Genomic DNA, 20,166 nt, shown 5'->3' with positions numbered 1-20,166 from the left:
GCGGCCACACCGCCTCCGGTCCTTCTTTTGTGGAGTTTCCCATGTCATCCGAAGTCCAGGCCGTCGGCCTGCCGCTGTTCTACAGCCAGCCCCAACCGCTGAGCCCCGCGCTGCATGCGGACTGGCGCTTGAAAGACGGCGACGCCGCTTTCGCGGCCCAGACGCCTTTCGTGCCTGTGGTGGTCGGTGAGTTGGCGGCGGCGGCCCGCACCTATCCGGTAGTGTTCGCAGGCGGCGACGCCCAGCCGCTGGCCGTACTGGGGCTGGAGCAGCGCAATCTCTTTGTCGACGCCGGGCAGTGGGCCAAAGACGCCTATGTCCCCGCCTATGTTCGCCGCTATCCGTTCGGCTTCATCGCCACGACCAATCCCGAAGGCTTTGCATTGGCCATAGACGCCGGTACTGATCGGGTGGATCAGACGGGCGGGGAGGGGGCGCCTCTGTTCGATGAGGGCCAGCCCACAGACCTGACGCGTCAGGCGCTGGCCTTCTGTGACGCCTTTCAGGGGGAGGCCGCCGCGACCAACGCTTTCGCCAAGGCCCTGACCACAGAGGGCCTGCTGATCGAACGCCGCGCCGACGCCACCTTGCCGGATGGCCGCAAACTGGCCGTGGGCGGTTTCCAAATCGTAGACGCCGACAGGTTCGCCGCCTTGCCGGACGCGACGGTTGTGGACTGGCATCGCAAGGGCTGGCTGGCTCTCGTGCATTTCCACCTGGCTTCGCTCGAACGATTTTCAGTGTTGCTGGATCGTCAGCAGGCTGTCGTCGGCGTGTCGCAACAAAATGGTTCGGAGGACCGTGTTGCGGTCGAGACCGGCCGCAAACCCAAGTCCAGGAAAGCCTGACGTCATGTCGATCCGCACCGTTTCTTTCATCGCCGCTCTGTCGGCTGTCTCCGTGACGGTGCTGGCCCTGCCTGCCGCCGCCCAGACCATCGGCGGCGCGCGCGGCGCCCAGCAGCAGGCGCAGCCTGCAGCCCAGGCGCAGGGCTTGGGCGGTCCGCTGATCCCCGGCGTCTGCCTGCTGTCGCGTGAAGCGGTGTTCGCCAACGCTGCTGCGGGCCGCGCCGCCTCTGAACGTCTGGCGCAACTGACCCAGGCGGCCCAGGCCGAGATTGACGCCCAGCGCACGCCTCTGGAAGCCGATGCTCAAGCCTTCGAGCTGGAATCCGCCCGTCTGCCGGAAGCCCAGCGCACCCAGCGCCAGCAAGCTCTGGTCCAGCGTCTTCAGGTTCTGCAGCAGAAGGCGAACCATAACAGCCAGGAGATCGAGGCGACCCGCGCCAAGGTTCTGGAGCGTATCGCCAACGAAGCCCAGCCCGTGATCGCCCAGGTCTATGCCGCCAAGTCCTGCGGCCTGCTTTTTGATCGCGCCACGACCCTTGGCGGGAATTTCGGCAATGACCTGACAGCGGAAGTGGTCGCGGGTCTTGACGCCCGGATGCCGTCGATCAGCTTTGAGCTGGAGCGTCTGCCGCAACAAGCTGCTGGCGCGCAATGAACCGCAAGTCGCTGGCGTCACGGCTGATCGCCGCCCTGGGACTGGCCAGCGGCGCCTCGGCGATGGCTGCCCCCTCGACCGCTCAGGTCGAGGGAATGGTCGCGCCGTCCCAGGCTCCCGCAGCCTGGGTCGCCTATGCCGAAACCGTCGCAGAAACGGTCTCGACATGGCTAGAGACGGATGATCAGCCTGCCACTGCCGCACGCGCCTACATCGGTGCGCGAGAGGCGTCGCCGGACGAACCCCTGATCGTGAAAATCTGGATCAACCCCGAAGGCCGCCTATCGCGCCTAGACATCTCATCGCAAAAGGATGCCGCAGCCACGCCCCTCATGCGTGAAGCCCTAATCGGACGCATCCTCACGAACGCGCCGCCACCCGAGATGCGCCAGCCGCTGCATATCTCACTCGATTGAAGGCGGCGGTTACGAATCGGGATGCATCATCAATAATTCAACGTCCACACGCGTTATACGTGGCCAGTATGGCAGTCGCGGCGGCGACCAGGGCCTCAGCACGTTCTTTCTACAGTAGACCGAGGTCCGTTTCGCGGCGGGCTATATGCCGGACAAATGCCTTGGACACGCACCAGACGCTCACCAACCAGAAACACATCTGATCTAATCGAAACTCTAGTCAGGACATGGGATTGGCGGGTGTAGCAGGATCAGGCGGCAGGGGAATGAACTCCTGATCGTCCATGTCTGGCAGCTTCATCCGTCCAGCGCGCCAATCGGCCTTGGCCTGTTCGATGCGTTCCTTGGATGAGGACACAAAGTTCCAGTCAATGAAGCGTTCGCCCACCGGTTCGCCACCCAGCACCATCACGGTCGAGGCTTGAAGAGCACGGATATTCGAGGTGGTTTTCCTTTCCAGAACGGCCATCTGGCCGTGACCGACGGGGCGGCCATCGTCCATCTCGATCAGGCCCGAGACGACATAGACGGCGCTCTCGGAATGGTCGGTCGGGGTCTGAAATTGGGCGCCCGGCTCCAGTTCCAGATGCAGATAGTGCAGGGGCGAGAAGGTGTTGATCCCCACCTTCATGCCCATTGTTTCACCCGCCGCCAGACGCCCCTTGACGCCACCTTCCTGCCAGGTCGGCAACTCGGCAGTGGTGACATGCTGGAACGAGGGATCGATTTCTTCCTGGCCGTTGGGCAGGGCGACCCAGGCCTGAATACCCTCCAGATGGGCGCCCTCACGCCGGGCGTGTTCAAAGCGTTCCGAGTGGGTCACGCCGCTGCCCGCCGTCATCCAGTTGACCTCGGCCGGTCGGATGTCCTGCTGCACACCCAGACTGTCGCGGTGGGTGATCTCGCCCGAGAACAGATAGCTCAGGGTCGAGATGCCGATGTGCGGGTGCGGGCGCACATCCACGGTCTTTGGGATGCCTGCGGGCAGGTCGACCGGCCCCATATGGTCAAAGAAGGCGAACGGACCAACCATGCGGCGTCGGGCATGGGGCAGGACACGACCCACTTCGAATCCGCCGAGGTCCTTGCGGCGCTGGTCGATCATCATTTCAATCATCTGGAAGCCTTTGAGTTAGGGATGAAACGAGAGACCGCCTCCCGGCCAGACAGCCGAGAGGCGGAGAGTGGCTACTCGCGGTCGTAGGAGAACTGAATGCCGGCAGTGCCGCCCGTCTCGATGAACAGGTTCATAAAGGCAGGCGCAGTCTCCGCGCGGCTCCAGTCGCGCTGCAACTCGCAGAAGAGTTGCGGCACGGAGATCATCTTTCCACCAGCCTGTTCAATGCGACGCAGACCCATCTCGTGGGCGACGCTCGATGTGCCGCCGACGGCGTCAGCGACGACATAAACCTCATAACCGTCGCGCAAGGCGTCCAGTGCAGGGAAGGTCAGGCAGGCCTCGGTCCACAGGGCTGTCATGATCAGCTTTTTACGGCCGGTGGCCTCGACAGCCTTGCGGAATTCCACATCTTCCCACGAGTTGATCGTGGTTCGGTCATAGGTCGGATAATCGGCCAAAACCTTGCGCAGTTGCGGGATCGGCGGCTTGTTAAGCCCGGTCTTCACATTGACTGTCGAGTGGACGATCGGCAGGCCATAAGTGACAGCGGCCTTGGCCGTGCCAACGATGTTGTTGACCAGCAATTGACGGTCCATCGAGGCAATCGAATTCACCTGCACCGGTTGATAATCAATGATGATGAAGGCCGCATTCTCGGGTGTCAGTAGGTGATCCGACTTCGGATCGCGGATCGGTTCGCTAGTCATGAGGCGTTCCTTTCAGACAGAGGGCCGCGCTCGGACAAATGTCCGTTCGGGGCGGGGGTTGCGGCCCGGTCCGAAGACCGGGCCTTATGGTGTCGTGGGATCAGGCGGCGGGTATGTTGCCGAAGCGGCCGGTGTTGAAGTCCGTCACAGCCTGACGGATTTCGTCCTCGCTGTTCATCACGAACGGGCCATAGCCGACGATGGGCTCGTCGATCGGCTCGCCGGTCAGGACCAGCAGCACGGCATCCGCATCGGCATGCAGAGTGACGCTGTCACCCTGGCGGTCCAGCAACAGAGCCTCGGCAGCGCCAGCAGGCTGGTCGCCATTCACCGTGACGTGTCCCGACAGGACGACCACGATGGACGTGTGGCCTTCCGGCAGGTTCAGCGTCGTCTCTGTGTCCCGGTTCAGCCGCACGTCCCATACGTTGATGGGCGTGAATGTGCTGGCCGGTCCGTTCGAGGCATCCATTGCACCGGCAATGATCCGCGCCGTGCCCGTATTGCCGGGCAGGGGAACGGTCGGAATGTCGGCGTTCAGGATCGACTGATAGCCCGGACGGGTCATCTTGTCCTTGGCCGGAAGATTGACCCACAGTTGCACCATGCGGAAGGGGCCGCCCGTCCGCGCAAAGGCGGGCGAATGGAACTCTTCATGCAGTATGCCGCCGCCCGCCGTCATCCACTGTACGTCGCCGGGGCCGATGATGCCGCCCTGACCGGTAGAGTCGCGATGCTCGACCTCGCCGTCATAGACGATGGTGACCGTCTCGAAGCCGCGATGGGGATGTTGACCCACGCCGCGCCGTTTGTCGGTCGGCTCGAAATTGTGGGGACCGGCATAGTCGAGCAGCAGGAAGGGGCTGACTTGCTTGCCAACACTGTCATAGGAAAACAGCGACCGCACAGGGAAGCCGTCGCCGACCTAGTGGCCGCGAGCATTGCCGTAACGTCCCAGAATCTTCTTCATGACTTGTCTCCTTCGGAGGCGGTCGGACCCTGCCGACCGCGTTGACACCCATATGATCCGGGAACGCCGATAGGGGGAGATTGCGAAATCACGCCGCTGCGTTCTATCAATAGAACGATGCGAGACCTTAATGACCTCTATTACTTCGTGCAGGTGGTGGACCACGACGGGTTTGCGCCCGCCGCCCGTGCGCTGGGAATGCAGAAATCCAAGCTCAGTCGACGCATCGCCGGGCTCGAGGACCAGTTGGGCGCACGGCTGATCCATCGCTCGTCGCGCAGGTTCTCCGTCACCGAGATCGGTCAGGCCTATTACCAGCATTGTCTGGCCATGCTGGTCGAGGCCGAGGCGGCCCAAGCTGTGATCGACAATGTCACGGCCCAGCCACGCGGCGTCATCCGGGTGGCCTGCACGCCGGGTCTTCTGACCTATCAGATGGGCGGACTGATCGCCCGTTTCATGGCGCTGTACCCCGAGGTCGAGGTGCACCTGCACAGCGCCAGCCGTCGGGTTGACGTGATAGGCGAGGGCTTCGATCTGGCCATCCGCGTGCGCGAACCACCACTGGAGGAAACCGATCTGGTCATGCGCAAACTGGACGAGAGCGTGCACCGTCTGGTCGCCGCGCCCGATCTGATGGCGCGGTTTGCGACACCCTCCGGTCCTGCGGATCTGGCCGACTGGCCCAGTCTGGACTTCGGCCCCGCACGTGCAGATCACGTCTGGGCACTGCATCACCGCGACGGAATGACCGCCTCGGTTCGGCATCGGCCGCGCCTTGTGACGGATGATCTCTATATGCTGCACGAAGGCGCGATTCGAGGGCTGGGCGTGGTCCTGCTGCCGACTGTGGCGGTTGCTGCCGATCTGGAGGAGGGGCGTTTGATCGACCTTTTGCCCGATTGGCGACCCAAGCTCTGGATCGTCCACGCGGTCTTTCCCTCACGCCGGGGGCTGCTTCCATCTGTGCGCCTGCTGCTCGATTACCTGGTCGAAGAGTGCGCCGAGCAACAGATTAACAACGAAGCGCCGCGCGCTTCGGACAATACGAAGAGGATGCATTGATGCGTCTGGTCGGACTATCGGGCAGCCTGCGGGCGGCCTCCTACAACACGGCTCTGCTGCGTGCCGCGCAGGGCTTGACGCCAGACGGGGTGGAACTGATTGAGGGCTCGATCCGGGGTATTCCGCTCTATGACGGCGATGTCGAGCGGGATCAGGGTCTGCCCAAGGCCGTGGTGGCGCTGAAGAATTTGATCGCTGACAGTGACGGCCTGCTGCTGTTCACGCCTGAGTATAACAACGGCATTCCCGGCGTGTTCAAGAACGCCATCGACTGGCTCAGCCGCCCAGCCTCAGACATCGAACGCGTCTTCGGCGGACGGCCCATCGCTGTGCTCGGCGCATCGCCCGGACCGTTTGGCACCCTGATGAGCCAAGCCGCCTGGCTCCCCGTCCTGCGCACTCTGGGCGCCGCGCCCTGGTTCGGCGCGCGACTGCAAATCCCGCACGCAGGGTCAGCCTTTGATGCTGAGGGGCAGTTGATCGACGAGAACGCACACCGTCGTCTGCGCCGGTTCATCACCGGATTTGCCGAGCACTGTCGCTCCACATCGCGGTGAAAGATCGAGAGTTGGGTCAAAAGCACGATGGTTGCGCGATGATCAGCAAGACTAGTAAAACTAGCAGCCGCCGACACTTGCCCTTCGGACAGCAATTATGAGCCGAGGGTGGAAATCAATCCTGAAACAATTATCGCCTAAGATATATTATGCGAAGATTGAGCCAGTTCGATAGTGTTGCAGAACTCCCCGGTACTGGAATTCCTAATACCGCTGCGCAGCTATCCATCAGCGATTTCCGCCATGCGTGGCGCGTTTCCCTTAGGTGGACACAGAGCCCCGATACGCCTCGTTCGCAGCGCTCCCAAAAAGCCAGCTAAGCTTTGAGTTATGTTTGCGGGCTACAGATGCGTGATCGGGAGAAGATAATGGCTGCTCGTTTCGCGATCTTTCCGGCGTTCCTGTTTCTGGTTTTCGGCTGCTCCGCAGTCTCAGCCCAAGGCCTGGCGGCGTCAGATACGTCGAAAACCGTTGCGAGCAACCCCGTCGTCGTCCACGCTCAACGGGTTGAACGTCGGGCTATGTACACCTCGTTTGAGGATCTCGAAGCCTTTGGGCGCGCCGCCGCCGAGCGCAATGATGCGGAAGGCCTCAGCCGTCTGCAGCACGTCACCTGGGTCCTGATCAATCAGGACGACTACGTCGCCGCCGAACGCTGGAACGCCGCACTGCACCGATCCGCAGACCGTCAGAAGAACACATCGTATCTGGCTGTTTCAAAAGCGAATTCCTTACATATAAAATATCTGCGCGATGATGCGGTGACGCTGGAGGAAATGCAGGCCTTCGCCGACGCTCAGACGGACTGGCTGGCCAAGGCTGTGGCCGAAAGCGTGGTCGCCCGCATGTTGATCGATGAACAACGCATCGCCGACGCCATGCGCCTGTTGGCCCGCGTTGCACCGATGATCCCTGCGGATCAGGCGGCGGTCGGCAGCATCGGCGCCTCCGTCTGGACCACGGTGTCCCTCGCCCACATGATGATTGACGATGTGCCCGGCTATCTGCGCGCCATCGATCAGGCTGAAACCTATATGGCGGCTTCGACCTATCCCAATCCCGGTTATGACAGTCTCTATAATCTGGCCCAGTCGCTGGGTTTTCTCGCCCGGCATGAGGATGCGCTGGTGCTGGTCGAGGCCTATGCGCGCCTGGCCAGAAAGACGAATACGCCTGAGGCTGCGGCCTATGCAGGGTCATTGTGCGGCTATGCGGCCGTCGCGCGCGAGGATTGGCCGGCGGCCCTGAAATGTCTGGCGCCGTTCGGGCCGGACCTGAATGCACCCAGATCGACGGTCGTCGTGATGTTGCCGATCCGCGCTACGGGATATGCGCGCACAGGTCAGGTCGCCCTGGCCAAACGCGACGTGGCCGAAATCAACCGACGCATCGCATTGGGTCAGATGACGCGCACGCCAGCCGTCAGGCGATCAGAGGCCGAACTGATGATTGCTGAAGGCGACTATGCGCGGGGTGTTCCGGCGCTGCGTCAATATCATCTGGACCGCTTTGCCAGGGCCACGAAATCCGCCGCTTCCGCGACTGAACAGATCGTCGTCGGCATCGATGAACAGCTTCAGGCCGCCACCACCCAGAACAAGCTCAAGCTTCAGGTGATCAACGCCCAGCGCTGGCTGGTCGCCATACTGGCCATTGTCGGCGTCGGCATAGCCGTCATGTTCTGGAAACAGACCCGGCTTTCCAGAAAGCTGGCCGCCGCCAACCGTCGTGAACGCAAGGCCCATGAAGCCCAGGCCGCCTTCTTCACCAATATGAGCCATGAAATCCGCACGCCCCTGAACGGCGTGGTCGCGATGGCCGATGCGCTCAGCAAGGCTGACCTGACTGACGAAGCGGCCCATATGGTCCGCATCATCGGCTCGTCGAGCACCACCCTGGAGCGCCTTTTGTCGGATATTCTTGACAGCGCCAAAATGGAGGCTGGTCAAATCGAAATCGAACCCCTGCCCTTCGATCTGGGCGAGACGGTAACGGACATCCAGGCCCTCTGGTCACAGAAGGCGGCGGCAAAGGGCGTCGCCATCGAGGCCCAGGCGGATGCAGACGTCTCGCGCTGGGCTATTGGCGATCAGGTCCGCCTCAGTCAGGTGCTGAACAATCTGGTCAGCAATGCGCTCAAATTCACGGATGAAGGCAAGGTCAGCCTGTCCGCCCAGGCGACCGGGGGCGATCGCGTCCTGTTCACCGTCACCGATACCGGCGTCGGTTTCGACGCAGAACATAAGGCGAAGATTTTCGAGCGTTTTCAACAAGCAGATGGTACAATCACGCGTCGTTTCGGCGGCACCGGCCTGGGCCTGTCCATCTGTCGCCAACTGGTCGAACTGATGGGCGGCGAACTGGATTGCGACAGCGCCCCCGGCGCAGGGTCGCGCTTCTGGTTCGAGATCGAGTTGCCGCGCGCCCTGCCCCCCGACACCGTCAATCCCGTCGCAGAACCGGAACTGGAACCCATGCAATCGCTCAAGATACTTGTTGTTGACGACAACGCGTCGAACCGCACCATTCTGGGCCTGCTGCTGGACGACGAGAATATGGAGCTGCACTACGCCGTCGACGGACGACAGGCTGTGAACGCCGTTCGCGAGACTGAGTTCGACGTGATCCTGATGGACATGCAGATGCCGGTTCTCAGCGGACTGGACGCGACACGCGCCATCCGCGCCTTTGAACATGAGACCGCCAGACAGGCCGCGACCATCATCATGCTGTCGGCCAACGCCGATATGGAATCCCAGAGACAGGGCGCGGACGCGGGCGCCAACGGCCACATCCCCAAGCCCGTCGTTCTGGAGCGGCTTCTGGAAGGCATCAATATCGCCATGCAGCGCAACAGCGACGCCCAGGCGGCGGGTGCGCTCCCTGCCCCCGCGCTCACTCTTCCTTAAGCGGGCGCGGCCAATGTTCGGACGTGCGCGCATCGCCTGATCAGATCGATGATTCGCCGCCGCTGTGGGAGCAGTGGGCGGCTGGCTTTGTCATCTTCATGATGACCGGCGCCCTGATCGCGCCGGTTCTGGCGCCCGATCAGGCGGAAACCCCGATCCTTCGGATGGTCTGGCTGCCCGTCTATGCGGTGACGGCGGGCCTGATCGCCTTTCGCTTCGAGAAGATCATCCGCGCCTGGCCGGCATGGCTGATCCTCTTTGGCCTGATCGCTCTGGCCTATGTGTCTAAATACTGGTCCATCGACCCTGAGGTGACCAGTCGACGCGTCATCGCCATGGCCATCAACAGCGCCTTCGCCGTCTATGTGGGCTGCGTCTTCAGGGGCGCCCCCCTGCCCCGCATGTTGATGAACACCTGTCTGGTTATGGCTGTCGGCAGCCTGATCATGGTCTTCGCCTTCCCGCGCATCGGCGTGCACCAGATGGACAACGCCGGCCTGTGGCGCGGCCTGTGGTACGAAAAGAACCAGATGGGTCTGGTCATGGTCGTCGGCGCCGTGTCGTCCGCCGCTGTCTTGGCCGCCGATCATCTGGCCCAGAATGGACGCAAACCCTGGGTTCCGTTGATGGCTTTCGGCCTGACGACGCTTCTGGTCATGGCGACCCAGTCCAAGACCTCTCTGCTCTGCTGGCTGCTGGGCGTCGGCATGATCGGTTTCTGGTGGCTGCTGAAACAGGGCGGCGCAGCCATAACCATCGTCGCGGTCTGGTTCGCCGTCCTCACCTCCAGTCTGGCGGCCTGGTTCTGGAATACAGATTCTGCCGCCATCCTTCAGGCGCTGGGCAAGGATCCGTCGCTGACCGGGCGCACCCTGATCTGGGAGGCCCTGATGCGCCGCGTCGCCGAACGGCCGATGACCGGCTACGGCTTCAGCGCCTTCTGGGGCGTGGACTCCATCCCGGCTCGTGAAATCCGGCTGGAGACGCAATGGCCTGTGCCGTCGGCGCACAATGGCTGGATTGACCTGCTAGTGCAGTTGGGCTGGCCGGGCGCCATTTTTGTCGGCGCCATAATGCTGGTGTCAGCCATTCTGGTGATCGTGCGGCTGAACGGCATGGGCGCACGCGAAGGCTATTGGAGCATCGCCTATCTGACGGTCTTCACCGCGCTGAGTCTGTCAGAGAGCGTTCTTTTGACCCACGCCAACCTGCCGTGGATCCTGATGCTGGCGATTATGTCCCGCGCAATGACCTATGATCCGATCCCGGTGCGCGCGCCGCTTGCTCGACCGGCTGCACGGGCCTACCAGAACCGGTCCCGAATCGCCTCAGACTATGTGAATGGCCGCCGACCTCTTCGCTTTTGACGACGAACCCGAAGCTCGCAAACCCGAGCCTCCCAAGCCCGCTGTGGCGACACCGCCTGCGGCAGCACCCGCTGCCGCCCCGACGTCGGCCCCTGCGCCGACGTCTGCGTCTGTGCAGGCCGCAACAAACGCGGCGAACGCCACCGGCTATTCCGCCTCGTCGATCGAAGTGCTGGAGGGGCTGGAGCCCGTCCGCAAACGCCCCGGCATGTATATCGGCGGCACCGACGAACGCGCCCTGCACCACCTGTTCGCCGAAGTTCTCGACAATGCGATGGACGAGGCCGTGGCCCGCCACGCCAAGCTGATCACCGTCGATCTGGATGCCGACGGCTATCTGTCGGTACGCGACGACGGACGCGGCATTCCGGTCGATCCACACCCGAAACACCCCGGCAAATCAGCGCTGGAGGTGGTCATGACCGTCCTCCACTCAGGTGGTAAGTTCTCAGGAAAAGCCTATGAAACTTCTGGTGGTTTGCACGGCGTCGGTGTCTCGGTCGTCAACGCCCTGTCGGAACATCTGGACGTTACTGTCTGGCGCGACGGCTTTGAATGGCGTCAGTCGTTCAGCCGTGGCCACGTCCTCGGCCCCATCCAGCAGGTCGGTCCTTCCAAGAAGAAGGGCACCCTGATCCGGTTCAAGCCGGATGATGAAATCTTCGGCATGGGCGCGGCCTTCAAGCCTGCGCGCCTGTTCCGCATGGCCCGGTCCAAGGCCTATCTGTTCCGTGGCGTAGAGATCAAATGGACCTGTGCGCCGGACCGGATCACCGACGCCACACCGGCCCAGGCCCTGCTGCACTTCCCCGGCGGTCTGGCCGACGCCCTGTCCGACCGCATTGGTCAGTTGGACACTGTCACACCCACCTTCGCCGGTCGCGCAGAGCGTCAGGGCGAGGCGGGCGCCTTCGAGTGGGCCGTCACCTGGTCGCCCATCGGCTTTGGCGAGTCCGACGGCTTCATCCAGTCCTATTGTAATACGGTCTCGACCCCTGACGGCGGCACGCACGAGGCGGGCTTCCGCGCCGCCCTGGTCAAGGGTCTGAAGGCCTATGGCGAACTGACCAACGAGAAGCGTGCGGGCATCATTACGGCGGAAGACGTCATCGCCAACGCCGGCGCCCTGATCAGCGTCTTCATCCGCAATCCTGAGTTCCAGGGTCAGACCAAGGACCGACTGTCATCCCCGGAAGGCGCTCGTCTGGTCGAACAGCTGTTGCGCGACCCGCTGGACCACTGGCTGACCGAAAGCCCCAAACAGGCCAACGCCCTGCTGGGCTTCGTCGTCGACCGGGCCGAGGACCGCCTGCGTCGCCGCAAAGACAAGGAAGTCCAGCGCGCCGCCGCCACACGCAAGCTGCGCCTGCCGGGCAAGCTGTCGGACTGCAGCCGTCAGGCCGCAGAAGGCACCGAACTGTTCATCGTCGAAGGCGATTCGGCTGGCGGCTCGGCCAAACAGGCGCGTGACCGCACGACCCAGGCCATCCTGCCCCTGCGCGGCAAAATTCTTAATGTGGCGTCGGCCACCGCCGACAAGCTGCGCCAGAACGTCGAACTATCCGATCTGGCCCTGGCCCTGGGCGTCCAGCCTGGCAACCGTTTCAACATCGACGACCTGCGCTACGAGCGTATTGTCATCATGACTGACGCTGACGTGGACGGGGCGCACATCGCGGCGCTGCTGATCACCTTCTTCTATCGCGTCATGCCCGAGACGATCCGTCAGGGCCGGGTCTTCATGGCCCTGCCGCCGCTCTATCGGATTTCCGCTGGCCCGCTCAGCGAATACGCCCGCGACGACGCCCACCGCGAAGAGCTGATGGCCACCGTCTTCAAGGGCAAGAAGACCGAGATCGGCCGGTTCAAGGGCTTGGGCGAAATGATGGCTTCCCAGTTGAAGGAAACCACCATGGATCCCAAGAAGCGGACCCTGGCGCGCATCACCGTACCCGACGCCGAATCCAGCGTCGAGGATCTGGTCGAACGCCTGATGGGCAAACGAGCCGAGGCGCGCTTCCAGTTCATTCAGGAAAACGCGCAGTTCGTAAAAGAAGAACTGGACGTCTGAGTTTCAGAGTTAGGCCGTACCAGCCAACTTGAGTACGGCCTAAAGCCGTCCGGCTTCCGCCAGCTTGTCCAGCATCCAGATACGCGCGGGCGGCAGGGGCTTGTTCTGGGGGTGGAAGACGAACTGTTCGAGGAAGTGGCCGGTCAGGTCGAAGCCGGCCTTCACGTCGCCCTCGATCAGTCCCGCCTGCGCGCCCAGCATGAAGGGCGGCAGGGTCAGCATCTTGTCGGCGTATGGCGCACCCGCCTCGCGGCTGACCGCCCGTCCCGTGCGGGGGCTGACATAGATCAGGTCGTCGGCTGTGCCGGTCGCCGCGCACCGGGACAGGTCTAGTCCAAAGGCTAGGTCTTCCAGCAGACCCGCCTCAAACCGCACGAAGATGGCGGGCCAGACGCTGGGCATGACGAAGGCGGCCATCAGGGCCTCGAACGCCAGAAACACGCCGGGATGCGGCTCACGCTCCGGCAGCGCGCCTTGCGCCACGCCCGCCGCTGCGGCCAGTCCGGTCAGGGCCAGGGCGTCGTCGAACAGGGCGCTTGGCCCCTCTCCCATCGGTTCCAGCCGCGCCGCGCCCAGATGATCGGATGTACGTGCGCGGTAATCCGCCACGACCCGCGCGCCGGGCTGCAGGAAGGGCCGCATCTTGCGTGAAGCCCCACCCGCCACATAGGCCGAGCGCCGCCCATTGGTCTCGGTCAGCAGATCCACGACCGCCCCCGTGTCGCCATGGGTGCGCGCTGACAGGACGAAGGCTTCTTCGTGAAAATCCATCAGTCGGCAGGCGCTGCGGCGATCAGGGCCACGACCGCCTTGGCCTTGTCGTTCGGCACCGGCAGGCTGAGGACATATTGTTCGATCTTCCAGCCCGCCTCGGTCAGGCGCACCACGCCCGATCCGCGCACCAGACCATAGGCGTCATTGTCCAGCAGTTCGTCGAACCAGACGATGCAGCGGCACTCGCCCGGCGCCAGCGTCGCCATCCGGTCATGAGGCCGATAGGTCCAGCCTTTGCCCTGTGAGAAATAGGGCGTCGCATAGGCGCGAAACTCCGACAGGGTCCAACGCTCCGTCGCATCCGTGCCGATGAACCGGGCGTCGGGCGTGAAGGTGTCGAAATAGGCCGGGCCGTCGGCGCGCGACGCCGCCTGATGCATCTGATCCACAACCAGACCCGCCGCAATCGTCGGATCAGCCGCCTGTTGCGGAGCGGCGGTCAGCAAGGCCAGTGCGGCAAGGGCGGAAATCATGATCGTGTTCTACTCCTGTTCTCAGGCATCAGGAAAGGCCTGCGGATAGAACAAGTTCGACCAAAGGCGTATGGATCACCCGGACCGTGCGACCTAAGCACGACCGCTTCCGAGGCCCTCCCCGGCCGCAGCCCAAAGCCTTCCATGTCATCGCGTATCCGCAGCCAGGCCCTGAAATCCAAGGTCATGTCCGCCCAGGACGCCGCCGCCCTGATTCCGGCCGGCTCCACGGTCGGCATGAGCGGTTTCACCGGATCGGGCTATCCCAAGGCGGTGCCGCCCGAACTGGCGACGCGAATCGAGGCGGCACACGACGCGGGCGACAGCTTCCGCCTGAACGTCTGGACCGGCGCCTCCACCGGGCCGGAACTGGACGGCGCACTGGCAAAGGCCGACGGCATCGAACTGCGCCTGCCCTACAACTCCGATCCCATCGCGCGTGAGAAGATCAACTCGGGCCAGATGGAATATCTGGACATGCACCTCAGCCAGCTGGCGCCCGCCGTCTGGCAGGGCGTGCTGGGCCCGCTGGATACAGCGGTGATCGAGGTCTCGGCCATCAACGCCGACGGCACGCTGGTTCCGTCTTCGTCCATCGGCAACAACAAGACTTGGCTGGACCGTGCCGAGCGCGTGATCCTGGAGGTCAACAGTTGGCAGAACGCGGCGCTGGAGGGGATGCACGACATCTATTACGGCACGGCCCTGCCGCCCGAACGCGTGCCGATCCCGCTGACCCGCGCCGACCAGTTGATTGGCCAGTCCACCTTCCGCTGCGATCCCGACAAGATCGTCGCCATCGTCGAGACAGAGGCCCCGGACCGCAACCTTCCCTTCGCCGCGCCCGACGCCACGGCCCTGGCCATCGCCGGACACCTGATCGAGTTCCTGAAGCACGAGGTGAAGGTCGGCCGCCTGCCCGCCGCCCTGCTGCCGCTGCAATCGGGCGTCGGCAATGTCGCCAATGCTGTGCTGGCGGGCCTGCTGGACAGCCCCTTTGAGCGGATGGCCGCCTATACCGAGGTCATTCAGGATGGGATGCTGGACCTGCTGGATGCGGGCAAGTTGACCGTCGCCTCGGCCACCGCCTTCTCGCTCAGTCCCGAGGCCGCCGCCGACCTGAACAGCCGGATGGAGCAGTTCCGTGGCAAGATTATCCTGCGCCCGCAGGAAATCTCGAACCATCCCGAGTTGATCCGTCGTCTGGGCTGCATCGCCATGAACGGCCTGATCGAGGCGGACATCTATGGCAACGTCAACTCGACCCAGGTGATGGGCTCCCGCATCCAGAACGGCATCGGCGGTTCCGGCGATTTCGCCCGCAACGCCTTCATCTCGTGCTTCGTCACGCCCTCGACGGCCAAGGGCGGCAAGATTTCTGCGATTGTGCCGATGGCCAGCCACGTCGACCACATCACCCAGGATGTGCAGGTCATTGTCACGGAACAGGGTCTGGCCGACCTGCGCGGCCTGTCACCGAAACAGCGGGCCAAGGTCATCATCGCCAACTGCGCCCATCCGGACTATCGCGACGCCTTGGCCGACTATTATGCCCGGGCGTTGAAGGGATCGTACGGACTGCAGTCGCCGCACCTGCTGGACGAGGCCCTGTCCTGGCATCAACGCTTCATCGAGACGGGCTCGATGAAGCCCTGATCAGCGCGCCAGGGTCGTGGGGAAGTCCCGGCCCAGCGCCTCTGCCATCGCCTGCTGCGTGATCAGGAACACCTGGTCACGCAGATGATAATTGTTCGACAGAACGATCACCGTCACGTCGGCATCCGGCTGATAGCTCATCAGATTTCGGAAACCGCCCCAGCTGCCGGTGTGATAGATTTGGCGGTCGTGGAAGGCAGGGCTGACCCGATCGCCCAGGCTGTTGGCGAAGATGCCATAACCCCAGTCGCGACGTACATGGCCGCGCTCGGTCGGCGCCATGTCGGCAGGCGCGTGGTCCGCCACCATCTGCTGATAGCTCTGCGACTTCAGAAGATGCCCGCGGTGCAGGGCGCGCTGCCAGACCAACAGGTCGTCCAGCGTCGAATAGACCGCGCCCGCCCCCGCCACGATGGATGTGTTGGCGTTCGGCTGGGCGGCCAGACCGCCCGGCAGGTTGGCGTAGCCCATGATGACGCCGTGATCGCCCCCATCCAGATCAAGCCCGGTGTCGCCCATGCCCAGCTTCTGGAAGAAGGCGTCGCGCATATAGTCGTCGAACGACTTGCCGCTGGCCTTTTCAACGATGGCGGCTGCCAGATTGAAGGCGGCGTTGTCGTAACGGACCTGGGTTCCCGGCTCGAACTGCAACGGGTATTTCTTGGAGTCCTCGGTCAGCTCCGCCATCGTCGCATGGGTCACCCGACGCAGGCCCCAGGCCGGGCGCGCCATCAGATCGGGAATGCCCGAGGTGTGGGCCAGCAATTGACCGATGCGGATGTCAGCCCAGGCCGCCGGACACGGATCGATCCATTTGCAGACAGGGTCCGACGTCTTCAGCCTGCCCTCGTCCTGAAGGCGCAGGATCGCCACCGCCGTGAACTGTTTGGAGATCGAGGCCAGACGGAAGCGGGAATCCAGCTTCATCGCCCGGCCCTGCTCGTAGTTGGCCTTGCCATAGACCTGTCGGAACAGGACCTGATCGCCCTTGGCCACCAGCACGGCGCCGGTGAAACGCCCCGCCGCCGCCTCAGCGTCCAGGCGCGCCGCCAGCTTGGGCAGCGTCTCCACCACGATCACCTCTGGACGCGGCGGCAGGGATGATGGACGCAAGGACGCCAGCAGGGCGTCCTGCGGCATCTTGGTCGCTGTCGCCACGCCGCCCCATATTGCGCTGCCCAGAAACAGCGCCGCCAGGACGCCTATGACAAGCCGGGGATGCCCCCCGGCGGTGCGCGGCACTTCAAACACGGGAACTCAGGAACTCAGACGTCGAAATCCAGACCGAACTGGGCGTACAGGGCGCGGCTGTCCTGCCATTTCGGATCAACCTTGACGGTCAGGAACAGGTGGACCTGGCGCCCCAGAATCTCATTCAGTTCCTCGCGCGCCTTCTGGCCGATCCATTTCAGGGTCTGGCCGCCCTTGCCCAGCACGATGGGCCGCTGGCTCTCGCGCTCGACATAGATGGTCTGTTCGATCCGAGCCGAACCGTCGGCGCGATCCTCGAAGCTGGTCGTCTCGACCGCCGCCGAATAGGGCAGTTCCTCGTGGACGCGCAGATAGACCTTCTCGCGGGTGATCTCGGCGGCCAGCACGCGCACCGGCACGTCGGCAGCCTGATCGTCGGGATAGAGCCACGGGCCCTTGGGCATCGAGCGCGCCAGACGCTGCTTCAGGTCTTCAACGCCGTCGCCGTTGGCGGCAGAGATCATATAGACCTCTTCATAGACGCCGCTCTCGAACAGCTTCTGCGACAGGGCCAGCAGGGTGTCGCGGCGCATGCCGTCGATCTTGTTCAGCGCCAGGATCACCTTGGTCCCGGTGGACTGCAGGTTGGTGATGATGGTTTCGGTGTCTTCGGCCGAGCGACGGTCCGCCGCCGTGCCTTCACGACCTTCGGCGTTGATGTGCGACTGGGCGTCGATCAGGTGAACCACCACATCAGCGTCCTGCGCGCCGCCCCAGGCCGAGGCGACCATGGCGCGGTCCAGACGACGGCGCGGGGTGAAGATGCCGGGCGTATCCACCAGCACGATCTGGGCGTCGCCTTCCATGGCGATGCCGCGCACGGGGAAGCGCGTCGTCTGCACCTTCTGGGTGACGATGGAGACCTTGGATCCGGTCAGCCGGTTGACCAGCGTGGACTTGCCGGCGTTCGGCGCGCCAATGATGGCGGCAAAGCCCGCCCGCTGGTTTTCGATATCGGTCAAATTACGCCTTCACGTTTTAAAAGAGCCGTTGCGGCCGCCTTTTCCGCCTCCTGACGTGAACGCCCCTGCGCGGTCAAGGGTTCGACACCCTGCACAGAGACCTCGACGGTGAAGGTCGGTGCGTGATCCGAGCCCGTTCGCTCGGCCACACGATAGGTCGGCAGGGGACGTCCCTGCCCTTGCGCCCATTCCTGAAGCGCGGATTTCGGATTGGTCACGGTGCGCGACGGCGGTGCGGCCAATTCGGCAGCCCAGGCGGCGTCGAAGAAACGACGCGCCGCATCCAGACCGCCGTCCAGATAGACAGCCGCCAGAATGGCCTCGACCGCATCGGCGATCACGCCTGCCTTGCGGCGACCTCCGGTCTTGGTCTCGCCCGGCGACAGGCGCATGGCCGGGCCGACGCCCAGAGCCTCGCCCACCCGCGCGCAGGCCGTCTTGTCGACCAGGGCGTGCAGGCTGGAAGAGAGCTGACCTTCGTCAGCGGTCGGAAACTCCCGCGACATTCGTTCGGCGACCAGCAGGCCCAGAACCCGGTCGCCCAGAAACTCCAGCCGTTCGTTGTCGCGCGGTCCGTGAATGCCCACGGGCGCGCCCTCTCCCACACTAGCGTGGGTCAGGGCGCGCTCCAGCAGCGCCTTGTCCTTGAATATATGACCGAGGCGCGTCTCAAGCACCGCGACCGCCTCGGCCCGTGTGTTGGTCATTAGTGAAGGACGTTGAAGAACCGGTCGAGACGGACCTTGAACCAGGTCGTCGGGTTCAGCAGCGATGCGCCCGGCTTCCACGAGAACAGGATGATCTGCGCCTTGCCGACCAGGTTTTCAGCGGGAACCATGCCCACGCCGCTGGACTGTTCGACGCGGCTGTCGATCGAGTTGTCGCGGTTGTCGCCCATCATGAAGTAGTGGCCGACCGGCACCTCATAGACCGGGGTGTCGTCCAGATCGTTTCCGGGACCAAAGTCCTGGGTCATGAAGCTCTTGCCGTTCGGCAGGGTTTCCCGCGCCTGGATCACCGGATGCGAACCGAAGATGTCCTGCACCTCCTGGGTGCTGACCACGACGTCCTGAACCGGCTTGTCGTTGATATACAGCTTGTTGGAGATCATCTGGATGCGGTCGCCCGGCAGGCCGATGACACGCTTGATAAAGTCGGTCTTGTTGTCACGCGGCAGCTTGAACACAACGATGTCGCCACGCTTCGGCGCCGAGCCCATGATCCGGCCATTGAACAGCGGCGGGCTGAACGGGATCGAATGTTTCGAAATGCCGTACGACCACTTCGACACGATGATGTAGTCGCCTTCATACAGGTTCGGCTCCATCGACGCCGACGGGATGGTGAAGGGCTGGAACAGGAAGATCCGCAGCACCATGGCGATCAGCAGGGCGAAGACGATCGTCTTGAAGATTTCGCCGGTCTCGCTGGCCGCCGACGGTTTTGGCTTGTCGCCAGGCGTGTCCGCATAGACGGTGCTGTTCGCGGTCGTCGCCTCTGCTTCTGCAGAAACAGAAGCGTCGTTGGGCTTTTGGTCTTCGCTCATGCGATTAAGGCATCCCTTGCCGCGTCTGCGCGGTCGTCTGCTGACGGGTATAACGCGATTAAGACAGCGGCAAGGCTTCGATCACCACGAAGGCGAGTGCGTAGGGGTGCTCGTCACTGAGGGTCAGGTGGATTTTCGCCTCATGACCGGGCGGGGTCAGTCGTTTCAGATGTTCGGCGGCATGGCCGGTCAGCGCCATGGTCGGCTGGCCGGAACGCAGGTTCACGACCCCCATGTCGCGCCAATAGACATCGGCCCGCATCCCTGTACCCAGCGCCTTGGCGCAGGCTTCCTTGGCGGCGAACCGCTTGGCGTAGCTCCACGAGGCGTCGGGTTTGCGGTCCGAGCGTTCGCGCTCCAGATCGGTGAAGCAGCGCTGCTTGAACCGTTCGCCAAACCGTTCCAGCGACGCCTGTATGCGCCGGATGTCAGACAGGTCCGCGCCGACGCCGACGATCATTTTGCCGCATCCATCGCCGCCCGCATCCGGCGGATCGCGCCGTCCAGACCGATGAAGATCGAATCGCCGATCAGGAAATGGCCGATGTTCAGCTCTCGGACTTCCGGGATCGCCAGCATGCGCGGCGCCGTGTCGTAGTCGAGGCCGTGCCCGGCATGGACCTCAAGGCCCAGAATGTCCGCCTGCGCCGCAGCCGCGGCCAGACGTTCGAACTCGATCTCACGCTCCGCTGGATCGGTCAGGTGGCAGTAGCGCCCGGTGTGGAACTCCACCACCTGCGCACCCACGGCAGCAGCGGCCTCGACCTGTTCTTCAGCGGGTTCGATGAACAGGGACACGCGGATGCCAGCGTCAGCCAG

20 protein-coding genes are annotated in these 20,166 nt (G+C 63.6%); 9 read left to right on the top strand and 11 right to left on the bottom strand.

Annotation, left to right across the window (positions count from 1 at the left end):
- Nucleotides 1–41 precede the first annotated feature (41 nt).
- The 3 genes from QZ281_RS04800 to QZ281_RS04790 are packed head-to-tail and all read left to right on the top strand — an operon-like array spanning nucleotide 42 to nucleotide 1,919.
- The gene (locus tag QZ281_RS04800; RefSeq protein WP_292225339.1) at nucleotides 42–848 is read left to right on the top strand and encodes a SapC family protein; all 807 of its coding nucleotides are present in this window, start codon (nucleotides 42–44) and stop codon (nucleotides 846–848) included.
- A 4-nt stretch (nucleotides 849–852) separates the two neighbouring features.
- Nucleotides 853–1,503: an OmpH family outer membrane protein gene (locus QZ281_RS04795; RefSeq protein ID WP_292225337.1), complete on the top strand. Its 651-nt coding sequence runs from the start codon at nucleotides 853–855 to the stop codon at nucleotides 1,501–1,503.
- Nucleotides 1,500–1,919, top strand: a complete 420-nt coding sequence (locus tag QZ281_RS04790; RefSeq protein WP_292225334.1) for a hypothetical protein — start codon at nucleotides 1,500–1,502, stop codon at nucleotides 1,917–1,919. Before QZ281_RS04795 ends, QZ281_RS04790 begins: the two co-directional genes overlap by 4 nt.
- 220 nt (nucleotides 1,920–2,139) lie before the next feature.
- Here the strand turns inward: QZ281_RS04790 and QZ281_RS04785 are convergent, their stop codons facing one another.
- The 3 genes from QZ281_RS04785 to QZ281_RS04775 all read right to left on the bottom strand — a co-directional run bounded on the left by QZ281_RS04785 (nucleotide 2,140) and on the right by QZ281_RS04775 (nucleotide 4,653).
- The gene (locus QZ281_RS04785) at nucleotides 2,140–3,036 is read right to left on the bottom strand and encodes a pirin family protein (RefSeq protein WP_292225332.1); all 897 of its coding nucleotides are present in this window, start codon (nucleotides 3,034–3,036) and stop codon (nucleotides 2,140–2,142) included.
- A gap of 71 nt (nucleotides 3,037–3,107) precedes the next feature.
- Nucleotides 3,108–3,746, bottom strand: a complete 639-nt coding sequence (locus QZ281_RS04780) for a hydrolase (protein WP_292225330.1) — start codon at nucleotides 3,744–3,746, stop codon at nucleotides 3,108–3,110.
- 100 nt (nucleotides 3,747–3,846) lie between these two features.
- Complete coding sequence (locus QZ281_RS04775; RefSeq protein ID WP_292225328.1) at nucleotides 3,847–4,653, bottom strand: pirin family protein; 807 nt, start codon at nucleotides 4,651–4,653, stop codon at nucleotides 3,847–3,849.
- Between the two features lie 180 nt (nucleotides 4,654–4,833).
- Between QZ281_RS04775 and QZ281_RS04770 the strand changes: the two genes are divergently transcribed.
- From QZ281_RS04770 to parE, 5 genes are all read left to right on the top strand, one after another.
- Nucleotides 4,834–5,781, top strand: coding sequence for a LysR substrate-binding domain-containing protein (locus tag QZ281_RS04770; RefSeq protein WP_292225327.1), 948 nt, complete (start codon nucleotides 4,834–4,836; stop codon nucleotides 5,779–5,781).
- Entirely contained in the window at nucleotides 5,781–6,338 is a 558-nt protein-coding gene (locus QZ281_RS04765; protein WP_292225326.1) for an NADPH-dependent FMN reductase, read from the top strand. The genes QZ281_RS04770 and QZ281_RS04765 overlap by 1 nt, the downstream gene beginning before the upstream one ends.
- Nucleotides 6,339–6,859: 521 nt before the next feature.
- The gene (locus QZ281_RS04760; RefSeq protein ID WP_292225324.1) at nucleotides 6,860–9,247 is read left to right on the top strand and encodes an ATP-binding protein; all 2,388 of its coding nucleotides are present in this window, start codon (nucleotides 6,860–6,862) and stop codon (nucleotides 9,245–9,247) included.
- A gap of 23 nt (nucleotides 9,248–9,270) precedes the next feature.
- Nucleotides 9,271–10,614 (top strand): O-antigen ligase family protein, encoded by a 1,344-nt coding sequence (locus QZ281_RS04755; RefSeq protein WP_292225322.1) that lies wholly within the window; start codon nucleotides 9,271–9,273, stop codon nucleotides 10,612–10,614.
- Entirely contained in the window at nucleotides 10,589–12,685 is a 2,097-nt protein-coding gene (gene parE / locus QZ281_RS04750) for a DNA topoisomerase IV subunit B (protein WP_292225320.1), read from the top strand. The genes QZ281_RS04755 and parE overlap by 26 nt, the downstream gene beginning before the upstream one ends.
- 39 nt (nucleotides 12,686–12,724) lie before the next feature.
- Here parE and recO read toward each other — a convergent pair whose 3' ends face one another.
- A complete protein-coding gene (recO, locus tag QZ281_RS04745; protein WP_292225318.1) occupies nucleotides 12,725–13,456 on the bottom strand; it encodes a DNA repair protein RecO in 732 nt (243 codons plus the stop codon).
- Entirely contained in the window at nucleotides 13,456–13,932 is a 477-nt protein-coding gene (locus tag QZ281_RS04740; RefSeq protein WP_292225316.1) for a nuclear transport factor 2 family protein, read from the bottom strand. Before QZ281_RS04740 ends, recO begins: the two co-directional genes overlap by 1 nt.
- 144 nt (nucleotides 13,933–14,076) lie before the next feature.
- Here QZ281_RS04740 and QZ281_RS04735 point away from each other — a divergent pair, with 144 nt between their 5' ends.
- Nucleotides 14,077–15,588: an acetyl-CoA hydrolase/transferase family protein gene (locus QZ281_RS04735; RefSeq protein WP_292225314.1), complete on the top strand. Its 1,512-nt coding sequence runs from the start codon at nucleotides 14,077–14,079 to the stop codon at nucleotides 15,586–15,588.
- Here QZ281_RS04735 and QZ281_RS04730 read toward each other — a convergent pair whose 3' ends face one another.
- The 6 genes from QZ281_RS04730 to QZ281_RS04705 all read right to left on the bottom strand — a co-directional run.
- Nucleotides 15,589–16,839, bottom strand: coding sequence for a serine hydrolase domain-containing protein (locus tag QZ281_RS04730; protein WP_292225312.1), 1,251 nt, complete (start codon nucleotides 16,837–16,839; stop codon nucleotides 15,589–15,591).
- Nucleotides 16,840–16,853: 14 nt separating this feature from the next.
- A complete protein-coding gene (gene era, locus QZ281_RS04725) occupies nucleotides 16,854–17,801 on the bottom strand; it encodes a GTPase Era (RefSeq protein ID WP_292225309.1) in 948 nt (315 codons plus the stop codon).
- On the bottom strand, nucleotides 17,798–18,508 hold the full coding sequence (rnc, locus tag QZ281_RS04720) for a ribonuclease III (RefSeq protein WP_292225307.1): 711 nt from the start codon (nucleotides 18,506–18,508) through the stop codon (nucleotides 17,798–17,800). Before rnc ends, era begins: the two co-directional genes overlap by 4 nt.
- Nucleotides 18,508–19,347 (bottom strand): signal peptidase I, encoded by an 840-nt coding sequence (lepB, locus tag QZ281_RS04715; protein ID WP_292225305.1) that lies wholly within the window; start codon nucleotides 19,345–19,347, stop codon nucleotides 18,508–18,510. The genes rnc and lepB overlap by 1 nt, the downstream gene beginning before the upstream one ends.
- Before the next feature lie 58 nt (nucleotides 19,348–19,405).
- Entirely contained in the window at nucleotides 19,406–19,807 is a 402-nt protein-coding gene (gene acpS, locus QZ281_RS04710) for a holo-ACP synthase (protein WP_292225303.1), read from the bottom strand.
- On the bottom strand, nucleotides 19,804–20,166 hold a 363-nt coding region (locus QZ281_RS04705; RefSeq protein ID WP_292225301.1), incomplete at its 5' end, for a pyridoxine 5'-phosphate synthase. The genes acpS and QZ281_RS04705, both read right to left, overlap by 4 nt.

Source organism: Brevundimonas sp. (assembly GCF_018608325.1).
In the GTDB taxonomy this organism is placed as follows: Bacteria; Pseudomonadota; Alphaproteobacteria; order Caulobacterales; family Caulobacteraceae; genus Brevundimonas.
Note: the sequence above shows the minus strand (reverse complement) of the source record. Positions and strands in the feature narration are given on the sequence as shown.